Source organism: Calothrix anomala FACHB-343, assembly GCF_014696435.1.
GTDB lineage: Bacteria > Cyanobacteriota > Cyanobacteriia > Cyanobacteriales > Nostocaceae > Aulosira > Aulosira anomala_A.
On sequence record NZ_JACJQG010000014.1, the window covers coordinates 1 to 20537 of the forward strand.

The 20537-nt window shown below is 41.8% G+C and carries 19 protein-coding genes; 16 read left to right on the plus strand and 3 right to left on the minus strand.

Annotated elements, in window-relative coordinates:
- Nucleotides 1-118 precede the first annotated feature (118 nt).
- The 4 genes from H6G08_RS09915 to H6G08_RS09930 all read left to right on the plus strand — a co-directional run bounded on the left by H6G08_RS09915 (nucleotide 119) and on the right by H6G08_RS09930 (nucleotide 4264).
- A complete protein-coding gene (locus tag H6G08_RS09915) occupies nucleotides 119-1648 on the plus strand; it encodes a glycogen debranching protein (RefSeq protein WP_277877809.1) in 1530 nt (509 codons plus the stop codon).
- Nucleotides 1649-1725: 77 nt separating this feature from the next.
- Complete coding sequence (locus H6G08_RS09920; RefSeq protein ID WP_190541130.1) at nucleotides 1726-2067, plus strand: STAS domain-containing protein; 342 nt, start codon at nucleotides 1726-1728, stop codon at nucleotides 2065-2067.
- 190 nt (nucleotides 2068-2257) lie between these two features.
- A complete protein-coding gene (locus H6G08_RS09925; protein WP_190541133.1) occupies nucleotides 2258-3757 on the plus strand; it encodes a PP2C family protein-serine/threonine phosphatase in 1500 nt (499 codons plus the stop codon).
- A gap of 51 nt (nucleotides 3758-3808) precedes the next feature.
- Nucleotides 3809-4264 carry an ATP-binding protein gene (locus H6G08_RS09930; protein ID WP_190541136.1) on the plus strand — a complete coding sequence of 152 codons (456 nt, stop codon included), beginning with the start codon at nucleotides 3809-3811 and terminating at the stop codon, nucleotides 4262-4264.
- A gap of 55 nt (nucleotides 4265-4319) precedes the next feature.
- Here the strand turns inward: H6G08_RS09930 and H6G08_RS09935 are convergent, their stop codons facing one another.
- Nucleotides 4320-4712 (minus strand): monooxygenase family protein, encoded by a 393-nt coding sequence (locus tag H6G08_RS09935; RefSeq protein WP_190541139.1) that lies wholly within the window; start codon nucleotides 4710-4712, stop codon nucleotides 4320-4322.
- Between the two features lie 111 nt (nucleotides 4713-4823).
- Between H6G08_RS09935 and H6G08_RS09940 the strand changes: the two genes are divergently transcribed.
- Entirely contained in the window at nucleotides 4824-5378 is a 555-nt protein-coding gene (locus H6G08_RS09940; RefSeq protein ID WP_190541142.1) for a PadR family transcriptional regulator, read from the plus strand.
- Between the two features lie 133 nt (nucleotides 5379-5511).
- A complete protein-coding gene (locus H6G08_RS09945; RefSeq protein ID WP_190541145.1) occupies nucleotides 5512-6909 on the plus strand; it encodes a folate/biopterin family MFS transporter in 1398 nt (465 codons plus the stop codon).
- 135 nt (nucleotides 6910-7044) lie between these two features.
- Here H6G08_RS09945 and H6G08_RS09950 read toward each other — a convergent pair whose 3' ends face one another.
- A complete protein-coding gene (locus tag H6G08_RS09950; RefSeq protein WP_190541148.1) occupies nucleotides 7045-7866 on the minus strand; it encodes a class I SAM-dependent methyltransferase in 822 nt (273 codons plus the stop codon).
- 705 nt (nucleotides 7867-8571) lie between these two features.
- Between H6G08_RS09950 and H6G08_RS09955 the strand changes: the two genes are divergently transcribed.
- From H6G08_RS09955 to H6G08_RS09965, 3 genes are all read left to right on the plus strand, one after another.
- Complete coding sequence (locus H6G08_RS09955; RefSeq protein WP_190541151.1) at nucleotides 8572-9861, plus strand: Glu/Leu/Phe/Val family dehydrogenase; 1290 nt, start codon at nucleotides 8572-8574, stop codon at nucleotides 9859-9861.
- 541 nt (nucleotides 9862-10402) lie between these two features.
- Nucleotides 10403-12445 carry a bifunctional serine/threonine-protein kinase/formylglycine-generating enzyme family protein gene (locus tag H6G08_RS09960; protein WP_190541155.1) on the plus strand — a complete coding sequence of 681 codons (2043 nt, stop codon included), beginning with the start codon at nucleotides 10403-10405 and terminating at the stop codon, nucleotides 12443-12445.
- Nucleotides 12446-12711: 266 nt separating this feature from the next.
- A complete protein-coding gene (locus H6G08_RS09965; RefSeq protein ID WP_190541158.1) occupies nucleotides 12712-12933 on the plus strand; it encodes a hypothetical protein in 222 nt (73 codons plus the stop codon).
- 77 nt (nucleotides 12934-13010) lie between these two features.
- Here the strand turns inward: H6G08_RS09965 and H6G08_RS09970 are convergent, their stop codons facing one another.
- Nucleotides 13011-13322, minus strand: a complete 312-nt coding sequence (locus H6G08_RS09970) for a TRADD-N-associated membrane domain-containing protein (protein WP_242046116.1) — start codon at nucleotides 13320-13322, stop codon at nucleotides 13011-13013.
- 189 nt (nucleotides 13323-13511) lie between these two features.
- Between H6G08_RS09970 and H6G08_RS09975 the strand changes: the two genes are divergently transcribed.
- From H6G08_RS09975 to H6G08_RS10005, 7 genes are all read left to right on the plus strand, one after another.
- The gene (locus H6G08_RS09975; protein ID WP_190541160.1) at nucleotides 13512-14615 is read left to right on the plus strand and encodes an ATP-binding protein; all 1104 of its coding nucleotides are present in this window, start codon (nucleotides 13512-13514) and stop codon (nucleotides 14613-14615) included.
- 2 nt (nucleotides 14616-14617) lie between these two features.
- Nucleotides 14618-15238, plus strand: a complete 621-nt coding sequence (locus H6G08_RS09980) for a hypothetical protein (protein ID WP_190541163.1) — start codon at nucleotides 14618-14620, stop codon at nucleotides 15236-15238.
- Between the two features lie 314 nt (nucleotides 15239-15552).
- Nucleotides 15553-15744 (plus strand): hypothetical protein, encoded by a 192-nt coding sequence (locus H6G08_RS09985; RefSeq protein WP_190541166.1) that lies wholly within the window; start codon nucleotides 15553-15555, stop codon nucleotides 15742-15744.
- 209 nt (nucleotides 15745-15953) lie between these two features.
- Nucleotides 15954-18401: an ATP-binding protein gene (locus tag H6G08_RS37440; protein ID WP_242046117.1), complete on the plus strand. Its 2448-nt coding sequence runs from the start codon at nucleotides 15954-15956 to the stop codon at nucleotides 18399-18401.
- A gap of 264 nt (nucleotides 18402-18665) precedes the next feature.
- Entirely contained in the window at nucleotides 18666-19109 is a 444-nt protein-coding gene (locus H6G08_RS09995) for a DUF6932 family protein (RefSeq protein ID WP_190541169.1), read from the plus strand.
- Complete coding sequence (locus H6G08_RS10000; RefSeq protein WP_190541172.1) at nucleotides 19106-19621, plus strand: helix-turn-helix domain-containing protein; 516 nt, start codon at nucleotides 19106-19108, stop codon at nucleotides 19619-19621. Before H6G08_RS09995 ends, H6G08_RS10000 begins: the two co-directional genes overlap by 4 nt.
- A gap of 247 nt (nucleotides 19622-19868) precedes the next feature.
- A complete protein-coding gene (locus tag H6G08_RS10005) occupies nucleotides 19869-20537 on the plus strand; it encodes a hypothetical protein (RefSeq protein WP_190541174.1) in 669 nt (222 codons plus the stop codon).

The window sequence follows — 20537 nt, forward strand, 5'->3', positions numbered from 1 at the left end:
CTGCCCGGTTGGCAGACCTTATGGCGAGGCTGGTTGCGATTACAGGATATGTGTTGGGCTGCTGATTTGATTACCCAATCACTTTAAAAGATGTTGGTAATGACAAGACTTAAAAGAGTTGGGAGTAAACTCCATCGAACTCATGCCTGTATATGAGTTTGATGAGTTTGAAAACTCTCGTCCTAATCCCCAAACAGGCGAATTGTTGGTCAACTACTGGGGATACAGTACTGTGGGTTTCTTTGCACCCAAAGCAGGTTATGCAGCCACAGGTAAATTTGGGATGCAGGTTGATGAGTTGAAGACACTGGTGAAAGAACTTCATGCTAACGGCATTGAGGTAATTTTAGATGTAGTCTTTAACCATACCGCCGAAGGTAATGAGAACGGCCCTGTGATTTCCTTCCGGGGTATTGACAATAAGACGTATTATATGCTTACCCCAGAGGGTTACTATTACAACTTTAGTGGTTGCGGTAACACCCTCAATTGTAATAACCCGATTGTGCGCAACATTGTGCTTGATTGTTTGCGTTATTGGGCATCGGAGTATCACATTGATGGCTTCCGGTTTGATTTGGCATCAATTCTCGGACGCGATCCTTGGGGCGCACCTCTAGCGAATCCGCCGTTGTTGGAGACATTAGCCTTTGACCCAATTTTGGCAAGATGTAAATTGATTGCTGAAGCCTGGGATGCGGGCGGTTTATATCAAGTCGGTTCTTTCCCGGCTTTCGGTCGCTGGGCAGAGTGGAATGGTAAATACCGCGATGGTATTCGCAAGTTCCTCAAAGGCGAACCAGGAAGAGTTGGCGATATGGCGCAACGGTTGCAAGGTTCACCAGATTTGTATGCTTGGGCAGGACGCGCACCTGCAACTTCAATTAATTTCATCACAGCCCACGATGGTTTTACCTTAGCTGACTTAGTTTCCTATAACGGTAAGCATAACGAAGCCAACGGCGAAAACAACAACGACGGCACCAACGATAACGATAGTTGGAACTGTGGCGCAGAAGGCTGGACAGACGATCCAGGAATCAATGCTTTGCGTCAACGGCAGATGAAAAATGCGATCGCTCTGTTGTTAGTTAGCCAAGGCGTACCCATGATCCTCATGGGCGATGAAGTCGGACGCAGTCAAAACGGTAACAACAATACCTACTGCCATGATAACGAGCTGAACTGGTTGAATTGGGATCTGTTAAAGTCTAACGCCGACCTCTTCAACTTTGCCAAACATTGTATCGCTTTTCGTAAAGCCCACCCCGTACTGAGAAATCACTGGCACTTCCAAAATCGCGACTATGTTGGTAGCGGCTACGCTGATATTTCCTGGCATGGGACTCAAGCTTGGAATGCAGACTGGTCAGATTCTAGTCGTACCCTAGCTTTTATGCTGTGTGGTAAACATGCTAAAGGTGGCACAGTTAACGATAACTATATTTACGTTGCCATGAATATGCACTGGGAAGCTCACTGGTTTGAAATTCCCCAACCACCAGCAGGTATGAAGTGGCATGTATTTGCTAATACTGGTGCGCCTCCAGCCGAAGCTAGCTGGGAACCTGGTACAGAACCAGAATTAGGAAATCAGCAGGGAATTTTACTAGGCGATCGCTCAGTAGTAATTCTCGTAGGCAAATAAATCTTCGGGTTTCGTCAGTGACAAATGGCGAAAGACCAATCAAAAACTAAAACCTCAGCAAAATGGAGAATAAATAAATGGATGTGAATAAGACTGATGCTAAAAAGGAGTTTAGCGCAACTCTCAAAACTGTGGCGACAATTACCTTAAGTGGCGAACTCACTGCCGCTTCTGCACCAATTTTCAAAGCAGAGGTGGAAAAAGCCCTCCAACAAGGAGTTAATGGGCTAGTATTGTTCATCCAAGAGCTAGATTATATTGCCAGTGCAGGATTACGTGTCTTGATTTTCGCTAAACAGAAGATGGATGCTAAAGCTGATATTTATGTGGTCGGTGGACAGGAACAGGTTCTAGATACCTTGGAAAAAACTGGTTTTGACCAAGGCGTGATTTTACAGGATACCTACAAACCACTATAAAAGTAGGAATAAGTTTAAAGTATGAAGGCTAAAAACTTTTAGCCTTTAGCTTGTTCTATATGGCGATGAAAATTTTCAAGTATAATGAAAAACATCTTTATTATTAGGTAAAAAATATCACTGCCAATTTGTGGGTTCGATTAAACAGCAGTGCAAAACGGCTCCGATTATCTACTGCCACATAAAATTTATGGATACTCATAAACCTTTAAGAGAAGACCAATATTACGAAGAATTGGAGTCTTTGCGCCAAGAAGTAAGCACACTGAGATCTGCACAAGCTGCTTTTGAGGCGCAAAGAGAACTGCTGGCAAAAGTAGTAGCAATGGCACGTTCTCCTGAACAGGAGGAAATGCTCAAAATCACCTTAGAAGAAGCATTACAGGTTTGTTGTAAACTCACAGGAGCAGAAACAGGCAGTTTATTTTTACTAGATAGTCAGGGAGTAGTTACTGATAGTATTCTCACCCAAAAGACTACAGCAAAAGATACTCGCTCCAAGTTAATTGGTAGCGTTTTAGACAAAGGCTTGGCAGGTTGGGTGAACCGTCATCGCCAAATAGGCTTGATTACCGACACCATAGAAGATGAACGCTGGTTACAGCTGCCAAATCAGCCATATACTGTGCGTTCAGCATTAGCTGTCCCTATTCTTAAAGAAGAGGTTTTGTTAGGTATCTTAACATTGCTACATTGCGAACCTCATCGCTTTAGTTGGGAAATAGCCAATTTAATGCAAAAAACTGCGAATGAAATCGCTCTAGTCTTAGAAAATGCTGAATTATACGCCAAATTAGAAGAATCATATAATTTTCTGGATCAAGCCAAACAAGAGATAGAAGCATATTCTAAGGCTCTGGACTATGAATTAGAAAAAGGTAGGCAAATTCAGCGAGATTTTCTACCAGAGGATCTACCAAAACTTACTGATTGGGAAATTGCAGCTTGCTTTTATCCCGCAAGACAAGTTGCAGGTGATTTCTACGACTCTTTCATGCTTCCTGGTGGGTATGTGGGGTTAGTGATTGCAGATGTGTGTGATAAGGGTGTGGGCGCAGCCTTATTTATGGCTTTGTTCCGCAGTCTGATTCGCATTTTCTCAGGACAGACTAATTTGTGTAATGTCACGATTCTTGGTGATGAGGAGGTATTAAAGGCTGTCACAGATACGCAAATAAGCAGTAACCTAGAACAAGCTGAAGCCTTGAAAGCTGTAGGACTGATCAATAACTATATTGCTCAACAGCACGCCCAGATGAGCATGTTTGCTACGCTGTTCTTTGGCGTTTTAGATCCAAAAACAGGTATAGTCTATTACGTTAATGGTGGACATGAGCCACTATTTGTGATTGATTCCCAAGGCGTGAAAGCCACTCTCAAGCCGACAGGCCCGGCTGTGGGAATGATGCCCCATATGAAGTTTAAAGTACAGCAGATTCAACTAGCTCCGGGCGACATCTTAATTGGTTATACAGATGGTGTCACAGAAGCCCGTGCCCCTGATAGCAAGTTGTTCACTAGTCAAAGACTGCTGTCTTTGTTTCAACCACCCCCAGCTTCAGCAAGTCAACTTTTAGAGTGGATAAAAACCAACTTATTTGCCTACATGGATAATGCTCCGCAGTTTGATGATATTACCATGCTGGCTGTGCAGCGATTAGAAAATAACAATGAAGGAGAAATTAAGTAATTTCTCTAGGCTATTTAGTAAAAAAATTACTGGCAATCAATGAGATAATTTATGGAACCTTTAACGGTTGAAGGAACGCTTGACTCTTTGAGCGATATTGCAAAATATGTCTTAGCCGCCGCAGCTAGTGCAAACTTAGATAAAAAGACTTCTTATAGACTCCGACTGGCAGTAGACGAAATAGCAACCAACATCATTGTACATGGTTATGAAGAAGCAGGCCGCGAGGGCAACGTAGTTTGCCAAGCGATACTGACAGATGATTGTTTAACCATTACTTTGGAGGACACAGGCGAATTTTACGATCCTACTAAGCAGGCTCTTCCAGAGGATATGGATTTACCTATAGAGCAACGCAAAATTGGGGGATTGGGAGTTTACCTGACTATTCAAGGTGTAGACAGGTTTACTTATGAAAGAGTAGGCAAAAAGAATCGCAATATATTTGTTGTAAATCGAATTTCTGCTACAACTACGGAAACAGTACCTAGTTCTAGTTCTAAATAACGATCGCGAAAACAATTAACTTCTATCTTTGACAGCGATCGCTTATCAACAAATTTTATCCGGCTAAACTTGCGTAAAGCATTGCCATACCTTGCGGTTCGTGGCTATATTTTCCACTGTGCAATGGGTGATAAGTCTCATTGTACAAACACAGGCTACGGGGATTTTTCATGACAAACTGCATCATCTGGCGATGTGCTTCACCTCGAAAGAACTGTTTGAGGTCTAGTTCCGAACGCCAATAACTTACCATAATTACCTCATTGGGTGCGCAAATACCAGCTTTGACTTGCACGCAACCGTGAGCCTGAATAGTTGCATTCTTAATCCATAGGAGGTTTTTCCACATCCAGAAAAATCCCGCGCGATCGCGTGCTAAAAAACCGTTAACAAAAACTACTGCTTCTGGATGTTCAGGTAAATCGATTTGGTAAAGGGAATATATCATTGCACCTGTCCTCTTGAGTGAAAGCCACATATTCAACAATATTAGTATTCACTTAATTGAATATAATTTTTAGTGTATATTCAATTAAGTGAATATGTCAACTCATCGTCTATGTCTCTTACCTATGCCATTCTGTCAGCCTTAGTCAGCGCCCCCAGTAGCGGTTACGATCTAGCCAAGCGCTTCAAGCCTTGTGTAGAAGGTTCGGTTGGTTTTTTCTGGAGTGCGAGTTTCCAACAGATTTATCGAGAACTAAACCGCTTAGAAGAAAAGCAATGGCTGCAAGCCGAATCTGTACAACAAGAAAATCGACCTGACAAAAAAATTTATGCTGTGACAGCATTAGGTAAACAGCAGTTGTGTCAATGGATTGCTGAACCTGAGGAAATGGTAGCCATCAAAGATGATTTAGTCGTGAAACTTTATGCAGGACATTTAGTATCAGGCGAGATAGTGATAGCAAAACTAGCAACCCACCGCCAACAACATCAGCAGCGACTAGCGATTTATCAACAAATTCAGAGTCAGTACTTCCAAAATCCCCAAAGTTTATCAGAAAGCTTAAAATTTCAATACATGACCTTATTGCGGGGAATCTACTATGAAACAAGCTGGTTAGCTTGGTGTGATGAAATCATGCCCTTGATGAATGGAAAAGGGGGATAAGGCAGGGAGCAGGGGGGACAAGGAGGACAAGGGGACAAGGAAGAAAAGAACCCAATGCCCAATGCCCAATGCCCAGCTTCATAGATTATAGATATGATGGAAAAGTAGACAAAACTTAAAAAATATTCATCAAATGCTGATTCAATCCTCTGGCTTGTCCAAGGTCAAAGACTCAGTAAGGGCAAAAATTTTCTTCGGTCATGAACCAAGTGCCGAGTTAATGGCCATTCTTACTGTTTACTTTGTCCAAGGTATCTTAGGGTTGGCACGTTTAGCTGTCAGCTTTTTCCTCAAAGATGAACTGCTACTGAGTCCGACACAAGTATCAGCGCTATTAGGTATAGTCGCCTTACCTTGGATTGTCAAGCCGCTATTTGGCTTTATCTCCGACGGGTTGCCCATATTTGGCTATCGTAGACGACCATATTTAATTTTATCGGGAATTTTGGGAACAGTTTCCTGGGTGAGTTTAGCAACAATAGTTCATACTACCTGGGCTGCTACCTTAGCGATCGCTTTAGGCTCGCTTTCCGTTGCAGTTAGTGATGTGATCGTTGACTCATTGGTAGTTGAACGTGCCAGAGGAGAATCCCAAGCCGATGCTGGTTCATTACAATCTATTTGCTGGGGTGCTTCCTCAGTTGGTGGTTTACTCACAGCTTATTTAAGCGGTTGGCTCCTAGAACATTTCTCTACACATACTGTATTTGGGATTACTGCCATCTTTCCGCTATTAGTTTCAGCTGTAGCTTGGTTAATTGCTGAATCTCCTGTTAACAAAGATCCGGAAAATTCCGAGCAAATTAACTTTGTCAGCGTCAAGCATCAACTTATACAACTGCGCCAAGCCGTTACCCAAAAAGCCATCTGGCTACCCACGGCTTTTGTATTCCTTTGGCAAGCTACCCCTACTGCTGATGCAGCTTTCTTCTTTTTCACCACCAATGAATTGCACTTTGCACCAGAATTTTTAGGACGGGTACGCTTAGTCACAAATATTGCATCTTTATTAGGTATTTGGGTTTTTCAACGTTTTCTAAAAACCTTACCTTTTCGCGTCATTTTTGGTTGGAGTACAGTACTTTCCTCCGCTTTAGGAATGACGATGCTGCTATTAGTAACTCACGCTAACCGGGCTTTAGGTATAGATGACCACTGGTTTAGTTTAGGTGATAGCTTAATTCTTACTGTCATGGGGCAAATTGCCTATATGCCAGTGTTGGTATTAGCAGCGAGAATCTGTCCTCCGGGAGTAGAAGCCACACTATTTGCTTTGTTAATGTCAGTATCTAACCTTGCCGGAATGGTGTCCTATGAATTTGGGGCGATCGTTATGCATTGGTTAGGAATTACTGAAACTAACTTTGAATTGCTATGGCTGCTAGTAGTAATTACTAACCTCAGCACACTTTTACCTTTGCCATTTCTTAGCTGGCTACCAGCCGCACAAGAGCAGACTCAGATTTCCTCATTGCAACCAACCTCTGCAAATGAGACCAATATAGTTGCAATTAATCCAGGCTCAGAATAATCCTTCCTGATTTTTGGTTAGAGGGTTTCTTATTGCTAGTTTCTACACGTAAGTAGAAAAGATTGATATCAAGAGAAACAGGGGGATAAATCCCCTTGAGCCACGTTTCATCCCTTATCTAAAAACTAGCGGTTCTCACGCTCCCACTACGATTTGATCAATAGGTTTGATACCGCTAGTTAGCTGATGTATGAACCATATATCTTCTGTGTGAACATCTGTAAACCCAGCTTTACCCATCCACGCATCTATGCTACCAGCAGCATAATCACGAATATAAGGTTCTTCAAATATATTATTTAGCCAGTCTAAATTTCGTAAGCTTTTCTGACTGCCATCAAGAATTAAGACTTGCCCACCAGCTACCAACAACCGGAAGCACTCTTGTAAAATCATCTGGGAAACTGGAACTGGTGTTTCATGGAATAACAAAGTAGCCGTCACTAAGTCAAAAGAAGCATCAGGAAAACTGGTTTTCTCGGCGTTACCATGTTGCCAGCTAATATCTAAACCTACAGTTGTGGCTTTATCCTCTGCTCTTACTAGCATATAGGGTGATAAGTCTAAACCAATGACCTCAGCTTCAGGAAAAGCCTGCTTTAACATCAAAGTAGTGGAACCCGTACCACAGCCTAAGTCAAGTATGCGTTTTGGTTGGACTTTTACTTGATCGATCAAAGCTTGACGCACCCAAGTTTCATTCGGTTGTAGTACGTATTCCGTAATGGGGTCGTAGCTCACAGCTGCATCAGAATTGAGATATCCGCCGTTGATGCCGTGAAAGTTTTGGCTACTGTAGTAATTGGGAATCAGGACATCATTTTGTCGTAGCCTATCGCTTTGTTTTTCCCAGTCGATACTTTGAGCGTAACGCCGCCACTTGTCCTCATCAATCAACAATCGGACTACTGGTGATAAAAACCTTTCCCAGATGGTATTATTTTGAGTTGTTGTCATCAGAAAAATGGGTAGAAACCCCGTCCTATAAGGACGGCTTTACAAGCCCCTTACGGGGACTGGTTTTTAAATGGCGTTGAGCAACAGGAAACCAGCAAAACCCGTTTAAGTCCCTTCCCGCAACACAGATAAGATGTCCTGTCTAACAGCACCTAACCAATTAGGCTTGCAGATAGTCCAGACTAGGGAAGTATCTGGAAGTGCGTACCAACCTGTGTCTCCATGCGGTATTCACCTCTTGCGTTGCCTAAATTGGTTTAGACAATCCTCACCCTTGAAGGGTGAGGTTGGTGAAAGATTTTGACTTGAGGCTTAATCATTTCCTTTACATATTTTAACAAAATTTGCGTAATTCCCCGTCCCTATAGGGATACATCTAGTGAATTGGGGGTATCACCCATCACTGACACGATTTTATAGGGTTAACGACGCAATCTAAATAATGCGATCGCACCCGGAAAACCTTATAGTTTCCTTTAAGTGAGAAGTCTGACCCTCTATTCGCCAGCAGCGTCCTATGGGGTTTTCTCCTCTGTCTATAAGGAAATGGTTGGGAATCTGAGGACATGACCCTCTTTAATGCATAAAGCTTGAATAAAATTGTAACAAAAACTACAAAAAGGCTAATTTTCTTTAAAAGAAAGGATAAGCTGGGCATATATATATTTCTGGTTCGCAAAGATACCGCGATTAGGAGAAAATTTTATGGTTGCAACACCTGTATTACCACTGGAACCTGCGACTCCAGCCCATATTTGTCCTTTCGATCAAGCTTGTAGCTACCTAGAAGCAGCAGCTAAAGAATTAAAATTAGATGCAGGAATTTTAGAAATTCTCAGCCATCCACGTAAAGTAGTTACAGTTTCTATTCCAGTCAGACTGGATAATGGAGAAATCAGAGTATTTGCCGGACATCGGGTACAACATTCGGATATTTTAGGCCCTTATAAAGGTGGAACTCGTTACCATCCAGATGTGACATTGCGAGAAGTGTCTGCTTTAGCAATGCTGATGACTTGGAAATGTGCGTTGCTAGGAATTCCCTATGGTGGTGCAAAGGGTGGTATTGCTATAGATCCAAAACAATATAGTGTTAGTGAATTAGAACGAATTACCCGCCGTTACACCAGCGAATTAATTAAAGATATCGGCCCCTCTGTAGACATCCCCGCACCAGATGTAGGTACTTCCGCGCGGGAAATGGCTTGGATGATGGATACTTACTCCATGAACGTTGGTCATGCTGTACCAGGGGTTGTTACGGGTAAACCAATTTCCGTTGGTGGTTCCAGAGGACGAGAAATGGCGACTGGACGCGGAACCATGATTATTGTTCGGGAAGCATTGGCGGATAGAGGTAAATCCTTAGCTGGGGTACGAGTTGCGATTCAGGGTTTTGGTAATGTGGGTATGGCAGCAGCTGAATTGCTGCATGAAGCAGGAGCAATTATTATTGCTGTATCTACCAGTAGCGGCGGAATATATTCGGAAACTGGTTTAGATATTCCGGCTTTAAAAGCATACACAGCGAAGAATCATCGCAGCGTTTTAGGCTTTCCGCAAACCGTACCGATTAGCAACGCAGATTTACTAACGTTACCTTGCGATGTTTTGATTCCCGCAGCTTTGGAAAATCAAATCACGCAAGAGAATGTAAATCAAATCCAAGCACATATTGTAGCAGAAGCAGCCAACGGCCCAGTAACTCTAGAAGCGAACCAAGCACTAGAAGCGCGGGGTGTAGTAGTGCTACCAGATATTTTGGCGAATGCTGGCGGTGTTGTAGTTAGTTATTTGGAATGGGTACAAGGACTTTCTTATTTGTTCTGGGATGAAGAACGGGTGAATCGCGAAATGGAAAATTTGATGGTAAATGCTTACCGTCAGGTAATGGAACAATCTCAGAAAAGACAGATTACACTACGGTTAGCAGCTTATACTTTAGGTGTAGGTAGAGTTGCGCAAGCATTGAGCGATCGCGGTCTTTATCCTTAGTCATTTGTCATTTGTCATTTGTCATTTCTTGTCAGCAATAAAACAGCTAGTTACATTACTAATTTCATGATAGAGGCGGATGATTTATCTGCCTCTTTTTTTAATTACATTTGATTCGCTTAAGCCAAACAGTTATTGATTTTGCACTTAAAGAAGCTGGCGAAATTTGATTATTTACTAATCAATTGTCTATTGAAATAATAGCGCACTTTAAATTTGTTCTGAATACTGTGAGATGCGATCGCATTGCTCCCTATAAATCAAAAAACATCCCAATCATTAACTTACCAAGCCCGCAAATTGTAGGGGCGGGGTCACCCCGCCCCTACAATTTGGGATAATTTATTTTTTGGAGTTCCTTTATTATTCCATACCCCTATGGGGAAGCAACTTTTGTGCAACGGCTGCGTCAAAAAATGTAAACCCAGACCTCGCTTGTATCAATGCGAATTATCTGCACTCAGGCTAAAGTTGACTTGTTGTATTCCATCATTGACAATTACACTTAACTTCATCAGGTTTCTGGGGGTTGACAGTCATCTTGAACACACTGGCTGGACGCTACGAAATCATTCGGCAACTTGGCGGCGGTGGTTTCGCTGTAACATTTCTGGCTAGGGATAATTTGCAACCTAGCAAACCTTTATGTGTCGTTAAGCAATTACGTCCCAATCAATCTCATCCGCCTGTGGTGGAATTCTTTGAAAAAGAGGCGGCTGTTCTAGAAAAATTAGGACAACATCCGCAAATTCCCCAATTACTCGCACATTTTAGCGAAGACGAAATTCTCTACATAGTTCAGGACTTTATCGAAGGACAAGACCTGAGTCAAGAAATTATTCCTGGTAGGCGATTGAGTGAGGATTATGCAACTCAGTTGTTGCAAGATGCGCTAGAAGTTTTGTCCTTTATTCATAGTAAAGGAGTAGTACATCGCGATATTAAACCGCAGAATTTAATGCGCCGACATGAAGATGGGCGAATTTTTTTGATTGATTTTGGCGCAGTTAAAGAACTTGGTTCTCTGATGGTAAATTCTCAAGGTGAAGTCTATTCCAGCGTTGTCATCGGGACTTCGGGATATATGGCTTCAGAACAAAAAAATGGTAGACCTTGCTTGGGTAGTGATGTTTATGCTTTAGGGATGACTATCATTCAAGCATTAACTGGTATTGTACCCTCCCAATTACCAGAAGATCCATTAACAGGGGAAATCATCTGGCGCAATCAAGTCCAAATTAACGATCGTTTGGCAGAAGTGTTAACTAATATGGTGCGGCGTCACTTTAGTTTACGCTATTCCCATGCTGGTGAAGCATTGCAAGCGTTAAAAGTACCGCCAACACGTTTGCTTAATCCTTCTGCGGAGCAAGTATACCGTCAAGAAGCGAGAAATCGCGCACAACAAGGACAGGGTAATTTTTCCGTTTTCGCGTTGAAAATATTGGAAGCTAAACGCATTGAGTTAGGGTTATCTGAAGAGAAGGCGCAAGAAATTCACGAACAAGTTCTGCAACCATATCGCGAATATCAAAAGAAGTTACAAGAATACGAACAAGTCTTAATTGATGCAGTTAAACAGCATTATCCTTTTAATGAGACGACGCAAAAAGATTTGCAAGATTATCAGCAACATTTAGGATTAAGAGATGAAGACATCGCGGTAATAGAAGCCAGAGTACTTCCCGAAAAACCACAACATGGAAAAGTTGAAGTAAAAACTCAACTGTTTGAATTTGAATTTGCTACTCTAACTGTGAAATCTGAATTAGCAAATAAAAGCAACAGTTTGATAATTAATCGCATTCGCGGACGAGCAAAATTTTTTGCTGAAAAATTAGGTAATAGTGGCATAGTTTTAGAAATGGTTGCAATTCCTGGTGGTGACTTCCTTATGGGTTCACCAAAGGATGAACCAGAAAGATATAACTCTGAAAGTCCACAACATAGAGTGACGATTCCACCATTTTTCATGGGAAAGTATCTGGTAACGCAGAGTCAATGGAAAGCTGTTGCGGCTTTTGAAAAGGTAAATATTCCCTTGAATCCTGAAGTATCCCATTTTAAAGGCGCTAATCGACCTGTAGAACAAGTATCTTGGGATGAAGCTGTGGAATTTTGTGCGCGACTGACTCAATTTACGGGAAAACCTTATCGTTTACCCACGGAAGCAGAATGGGAATATGCTTGTCGCGCGGGAACATTTACGCCGTTTTGCTTTGGGGAAACGATTACAACTGATTTAGCTAACTATAACGGGAATTACGTATACGCTTCTGGGACAAAAGGCGAATTTCGGGGACAAACAACCGATGTAGGAACCTTTCCCGCTAACCCTTTTGGTTTATTTGATATGCATGGTAATACTTGGGAATGGTGTCAAGATAACTGGCACAAAAATTACAACGGTGCGCCTACAGATGGTAGCGTCTGGCTGAGTGATAATCACAATCGCTTGGTGCGTGGTGGTTCCTGGAATCTCAATCCTTGGAATTGTCGTTCAGCTGTGCGTAATTGTAATGCGCGGGAGAATAAATATATTAATGTTGGTTTTCGGGTTGTGCTGGGTTATTTGAGCAATTAATCAGAAGGTGAAACCCTTATCCCACCTTGCTCCCATGCTCTGCGTGGGAGCGAATATCTAGGAGGCTCCGCCTCAATTCATCTTAACAGGAGGCGGAGCCTCCCAATACGCATTTCCAGGCAGAGCCTGGAAACGAGAGTTTCAAAGATTTTGAGCTTAAGTTAACACAGGTGGTAAATGGCGTGCCCCTACAAGGGGAACTCAGGTAAACTAGGATAAATAAAATTGTTTGCTCATTTATTAGATCCACAGCTAGCAGAGTAACAATGAAAGCATATCGAATTGAAACAATATTAACTGAAGACGGAACTTTGATCGTCAAAGATCTACCATTTCATGCTGGGGAAGCAGTGGAAATTATCATCTTAGAAAGCCAAGCTCATCCTCAACAAGCAAATCCTTATCCTTTGCGTGGCAAACAACCATACCGTTATGACGAGCCTTTTGAACCTGCTATGCCTTTGGAAGATTGGGAAGTCTTGCAATGATTGTATTAGATACCCATATATGGGTTTGGTGGGTTCAAGGTGATGCAAGACTGATTACAAAATATCAAAACTGGCTGTTAAGACTCTGCTTCTAATGCACGTGCAGCTTGATCTAGTCTATCGTTGCTATCTTTTGCTAGCTTGAGCCATGAAGCTGTAACGCTACCATAAATTCCACCACCTGCGGCGGTGATGGTTCCGGCGGAAATGTTACCAGAAAACAGTAGCATAATTCCTGCAAAACCAGCGATCGCACTAATTGTTGTTAATCCAAAAGCTAGGTTAAACGCTGTTTTAGCTTGGCGCAGTCTTTCCTGATAAATGCTGTGGCGTTCTTGGTAAATTAGATTTGTTACCTGTTGTGTCTTATCTTGGTTTTGGTTATCCATTGTGCTTGCCCTTGCAATAAACTCTACAACTTAATTAAAATCGGGCAATAGGTGAGAACATAGCTGACTGAACAGCTGAGTTGTAGTAGATTTTTAGGCGATTTGTAGTTTTTCTAGGGTTTAGTACATAATGCTGTCGCGCTTGCTACTCTACAATTAACTGTGATTGGTATGAATCTATGAGGTGTAATGGCGCGATCGCTGCGGGTAGCTCCAGAGTATATTAAAAAAGTTAAGTCAGCACTTCAGCCTAATGGCTATCCCAGCCAGCAGTCATTAGCTAATGAAGTAGGATTTTCTCTATCCACTGTTAAAAGCTTTCTTAGTGGTAAACCTGTTGATTATCTCAATTTTGTAGAACTTACCAGCAAATTAAGCTTAGACTGGCAAGAAATTGCATTTAAAGAACAAGAAACTCAACCGCGCCAACCCCAACATAACGGGGAAGCTTCACCTTTCATTACTGGTTCACCCATTACGCAACCCCGTCACTTTTTTGGACGAGAGAAAGAATTAAAGCGCCTGTTTAACTTACTCAAACGCCATCCCCTGCAAAACGCCGCCATTATTGGTAAAAAGCGTAGCGGTAAAACATCCCTGCTGCACTACCTGAAAAATATCACCACTACTCCAGCATTACAACTGCGTCCAAATCAAAAGTCTGATTGGCTACCACAGCCAGAAAATTATCAGTGGATTTTTGTAGATTTGCAAGATGCAAGAATGCAGAATCGCGAGGGGTTGCTAAAATACATCCTCGAATCCTTGAAACTGCAAGTACCAAACCCTTGTGACTTAGATTACTTCATGGATATAGTCAGCGACAACTTGCATCAACCCACAGTTATTTTATTAGATGAAATTGGTGTAGGATTGCAACGCTGTCCAGAATTAGATGATGGATTTTGGGAAAGTTTGCGTTCTTTAGCGACTAACTCCACAGACGGAAATTTAGCTTTTATTTTAGCTACACCAGAATCACCAATTGAACTGGCGAAAAATACAGGACATAGTTCGCCTTTTTTTAATATTTTTGGTTATACCGCATATTTAACTGCTTTAACCGAACAAGAAGCGCGAGAATTAATAGCCAGTTCTCCTATTACTTTTGCTGATGAAGATGTAGAGTGGATTTTAAATCAAAGTCAGTGTTTGCCAATTTTGTTACAAATACTCTGTCGCGAAAGATTATTTACATTAGAAGAAGCAGAAGATGATGAAAATTGGCAAGAAGAAGCTTTAACACAGATACAGCCATTTGCTAATTTATTGGATAATCGCAAGGAGGGCTGAAAATGCCTTTTAGTAATTACAAAAGTATTAGCACAGTTGCTAAAGAATTTCAGATTAAATATGTTCGCGATAACTTCATTATTGAAATGAATTTTGCGATTAGTGAAACATTCCGTCAAGAATTAGATTTGATTTTTAATGAAGGGGTTTTTGATAACTCAGAAATTGCTATTTGCGAAAACATTATTTACCCAGTGTTAAAGGAAGTATGGAAAGCTTATCGTAGTAAATTTCTGCTTTGGAGTCATCAAACTTTGATTTATGATGATAAATTATCTGGTATTCCTGATTATATTTTGGCAAAGCGATCGCCTTTGGGTACAGTTGTCTTTGATAAACCTTATTTTGTGTTAGTTGAAGCTAAAAAAGAAAGCGATTTTACAGAAGGATGGGGTCAATGTTTAGCAGAGATGCTAGCAGTGCAGCGAATTAATAATGAACCCAAGAATACTGTATTTGGTATTGTTTCTAATGGTGCAGTTTGGCAGTTTGGCAAGCTAAATTTAGATATTTTTACACAAAATAAAACTTTCTATACAATTCAAGATATGGAACGGCTATTTGCGGCTGTTAATTATGTCTTTCAACAGTGCGAATTACAATTAGATCGTCCTGTAACATGACACTGATTTTAAGGGCACGGAATTGCCCATTGGTGTAAACTTAGCGTGAAACCCTTTTGGTTGACAAGTTTTTGTCCTCATACCCAACCCCTCACTTACCCAATAAACCGCCGTCACCCTCCAAGGGTGCGGCTAGTTGAACAAAGCCCACGTAGGTGGGCTAAATTTTCTTAGTCCACGTAGGTGGACTTTGTAACGTGAGCCAGTGGCTTACAGCCTGTGGGCGATCTGTTGGGTAAGCCAGAGAACTTAAGTTGACACTATGCCGCTACGAGGGTAACTCATGTCAACTGGAAAAATCTTACCCCAATTCAATGAACGCCTACCCCGAATCAATAAACGACAACCCCAATTCAATGAACGTCTACCCCGAATCAATGAACGTCTACCCCGAATCAATAAACGACAACCCCGAATCAATGAACGCCTACCCCAATTCAATGAACGCCTACCCTGAATCAATGAACGACAACCCCGAATCAATGAACCCGAAGAGTTCGCCTTAGTCGTCTGTCCCATAATTAAGTTGATACCTATGAGCAATCCCAACACTCTCAAGGTTATGGCGATCGCTTCTTCGTTCTTCCTGGTAATAACTCACCCTGTCATTGCGAGCAGAACAAAGTAAAGCAATCCCAGTCTTTGCACTTTATTGTGCTAATGCTACATTCACAATGACATAGTTAATTACAGCGTCAACCCGAACCGGGAAACTATGGCATCGCCAAATATACTCCACAACGCCTACCTTCGCAACGCCTACACCGATGCACCGCAACAGCACCCTAACTTAATACTGGGTAGTCTGCAACTGCTGTTCTGGCTTTTCTTCCGTCCTAAAGTATGGCGTAATCACCTCAAACGCATTGACTCAACTTTAAAAACCGATACCGCTTTAATTACTTTTATAAGACAAGGAAAATGGCGGAATCTTGCACTTTGGCGTTTTCTCATGCAGGTATACCTCATTTTACCTATTCAGGCTAACTTATTGCTAGGTTTGGTTTTATGGGTATTAGGTGAACCAATTACAACTATAGTTGAGCAAGTGGCGTTTGGCGTGGCGTTTGGCGTGGCGTTTGGCGTGGCGTTTGGCGTGGCGTTTGGCGTGGTGTTTGGCGTGGTGGTAGGCGTGGCGTTTGGCGTGGCGCTAGGCGTCGTGCTGGGAGGCGTGGGAGCAGGCGTCGTGCTGGGAAGCGTGGCGTTTGGCGTGGCGTTTGGCGTGGCGGAAGGTGTGGCGTTTGGCGTGGCGCTAGGCGTGGCGCTAGGCGTGGCGCTAGGCGTGGCGTTTGGCATGGCGGAAGGCGCGGCGCTAGGCGTGGCAGTAGGCGTGGCGGTAGGCGTGGGTTTTACTATTAATTCATGGCTACCGATCTTATCTTTTCCATTTCTCACAGTATGGAATTATTTACTTTATCGATTAGACAAAATACGTAATGGTAAAAGTCCCTGTGTATTTCGCTATCACTCTGCTTTCTGGGATGAATGGCAGCGTTTACATCTGCCTGGCTTAGATGAGTATTTGCTTTTAATCATCGAACATAACCCAGTTGAAGGAAAAATCGCTTTAAAATACCTCAGTACTAGTCCCCAACGCTGGGCGGCTCAAGCTGCTCAAATTGAATTAAATATACAAGCACTAGAACGCTGTGCAGATGTGGAAGCTATCAGCCAGATTCATCACCGTCTGACATCTGGCAAACTGGAAAGCCCAGTTGAAAATCTGCTACGCATTTTCATTGACATTAGTGAGGATATGGATGCTGCCCTCAAGCAAATAAGTTTTTATAACCAGCTTAAACTACTTAGCGCTGTTGCAGAGCGTTTAGATGTAAACTTGCAGGAAATTAGACGCAGTAACAACAAATACGTCCCCCGCTTTTACCCTATTGCTCAAAGTTGGCTGAATATAATTACCAAGCATACAGAAGAACTGGATAAAGCCATCGAACTCCGACGAGAAATTGACAATCCCTACATTACTGGCGTACCACTTAACGAGCAACTAGAAATTTTCACGGGACGCATCAGTATTGGCTTACGCATTGAGCATTTACTTTTAGATCCCCGTCGCCCACCTTTGCTACTTTACGGTCAACGACGCATGGGCAAAACTTCTTTACTCAACAACTTAGGAAAAATGCTACCTAATAGCATTATACCCATGTTTGTAGACTTGCAAGGCGCACCCGCATCAGCTAGCAACTATGCAGGTTTTCTCTACAACCTTGCAAGAGAAATGGTGAAATCAGCTAAAAAGCAAAGTGTTACGCTACCACCCCTAAACCGCGAAGCGCTAGCCTCTGACCCCTTTACTAGCTTTGACGAATGGTTAGATACAGTAGAACAGATACTCGACCAAAATACCGCTTTGTTAATGCTAGATGAGTTCGAGGTACTAGACAAAGCCATATCTAAAGGACGCTTTAATAAGCAAGATGTTTTGGGAATTTTGCGTCACTTGGTTCAACATCGTCCCCGCTTTCAGGAGCAAGATGTTCTGCAAATGCTGCGTCACCTTATCCAACACCGTCCTCATTTTCAGGAGCAAGATATTCTGGGAATGCTACGTCACCTCATCCAACATCGTCCCCGCTTCAAGGTGTTGCTAGCAGGTTCCCATACTATCGAGGAATATCAACGCTGGGCTAGTTATCTCATAAATGTGCAAATAGTGCATATCTCATACTTAAAAGAAGCAGAAGCGCGACAACTAATTGAACGCCCTGTGAAAGATTTTACTCTACGCTATGAACCTGACGCAGTTGAGCGAGTTTTACAACTTACCCGTTGTCATCCGTTTTTGATACAACTACTTTGTGCAGAAATTATAGCCCTAAAGAATGAGCAAGACCCCTCAGTACGGAGATTGGCGACTTTAGCCGATGTAGAAGCAGCAATTCCCGAAGCTTTCAAAAGTGGTAGTTTGTTCTTCGCTGATATCGAAAATAACCAAGTAGATGATAATGGTAGGACGATTTTACGCTTTATTGCTGCTCAAGGGGAAGGAGCGATCGCACCTCACGAAACCTTATCACAACAGTTTCCCCACGCTGCAACCACCCGCAAGTTACTATTACAGCGAGAGTTAATTGAAGAAGTTGCTGAAGGCGATCGCTTTCAGGTAGAGTTGATTCGCCGTTGGTTTACTTTGGATAGGTAAGCTAGTTAATCACAGGATGTTTACTAGATTTAGAAAAAGAATGAGTACGATCTGACTGAAATACAGGTAAGAGAAGCTCTGAGTTTTTATGCCGTAAATAAGGAACAGATTGACGCAGCGATCGCTTCTGAGCAATCCTTGGAAATTGCTAATGCTTAAGCTTCATTTGGATGCAGATACCTCCAGTCAATCGCTACATTCAGCATTGGTGTCTAAAAGCCTTAATGGTATGATATCAGGAAAATTTTGGTTTTTTCGCGCTTAATGATTCCTGAATTTGATGAAAATGGTAATCTACCACCAGGTGTGCATTTTTGTAATTGGAATGAGTTGAAAGAGAGATTTGGATATAATCTACGCCGCCGCAACTTAATCAATGGAATTGAAGAAGTATTAACCTTACTCAAGGCTGCTAGATGTCGAACTGCATATTTAAATGGAAGTTTTGTGACATCTAAATTAAATCCCCAAGATTTTGATATGTGCTGGGATCGCGATGATGTAGATGTTGAGTATTTGAAGAAAAATGCACGCTTATTATTAAATTTTTATAACAGTGCGGCACAAAAAGCTAGGTATGGAGGCGAAATTTATCCATCAGACCAACCTGTGGATGAGTCTATAATGTCAATAGAGTTTTTTCAACGGGATAGGCAGCAAAATCAAAAAGGCATTATAGCTATTAATCTATGGGAGTGGGAGCCGTGATTAAAAATGAGCATGAATATCAAGTAAGTAAATCTTGGGTAGTAAAATTTCAACAAGCGATTATTAGTTTGTACCAAAATGAAGAGAAAAAGCAAAAAGATCCCGATGGTTGGCAGCTAATAATTGATTCTTATTTTGCTCAAATTAAAAACCTACTAGACGAAATCACTGAATATGAATCTCTAGTAGACCACAATTCCCAAGAAATTTTAATTTTACAAAATTCCAATATTAGGCTTTCACAAATTGGTGAAATTCTCATTAAGGTCAGAATTGCTAAAAAAATAAGTCTCGAAGAACTGTCTGCAATTACTAAATTAACGAAAGAACAGATAAAAGAATATGAGGATAAAGATTATCAAAATGCTAGCTTTGATGCTGTAATCGAGATAGCCGAAGCTCTGGGTATTAAATTACAACATTGTACTGTGGTGTCTGAAATTAATAATTTTCTTAGTAATGAACTGACAAAAATCCGGCAATTTGAGCATATTAGCAATCTCAGTGAATAAATACTTAATCAGTAGGTCTGGGCTAATATTTCAAGCTATGTTAAGAAATTTAACTGTAGGGTGCGTTATCGCGCAGCGCAACGCACCTTGAATTGAGTACTTTCAAATAAAAAAATACATAAATCCTATTAATGGGTTTTTGTCAAGGGCAAGGCAACCCCGCCCCTAGCAATAAACAACCATCGGATGAACGCCAAACCGACTACAATATATACGCAACTCGCGCTTCCTTAAGGAGTATCCAGCAGTGCAGCCGGATTTATTAGGTTTGGAAATTAGCAAAGGAGAATTGAGACGCTTAACTGGGTTCGATCCAGAAGACGTTTTCCGACCTTCTATTATGGCAGACCGCGAGAAGCGATTAGGTTTTTTGATTAATGAGGGACTGGTAGCGCTGGCGTTAACGCCGATTATTGTCGGGGGAATTTATGCGTTTATTATTCTGCCAGCTATTGGCTCTTCAATTAAATTAGGCATTCTGTTATTAATCTTAGTACCAATTGCGGTGATTGTGGGGCGATCGCTCTGGCGCAAGTTCACTTGTCCCCAAGGTTTAACTATCCTCTTAGATGAAGTCGATAAATATCACGCTGTCATCAACGCTATCGATATTAACGATCAATTAGCCACATCAGGTAATAGTCAAAGCAGCATTGACGATCGCGATCGCGTTATCTCCGCATTACAACTGATTCGCGAAGATTTAGTTCGCGCTTTGAAAACCGAACGAATTTTACGTGATAATAAAAAATTGCTTGCTAACAATCAAGAGTTATTTGTCAATAATTTAGCTAATCTCCAAGCTTTGCAACAAAGCAATCAAGCGGGAGAATACGCGCAATTTCTCAATCAATCATTGCAAATTGCCTTGGATGTACAAGCAGAAATTAATAAATTACAGTCTCCAAAACGTTGA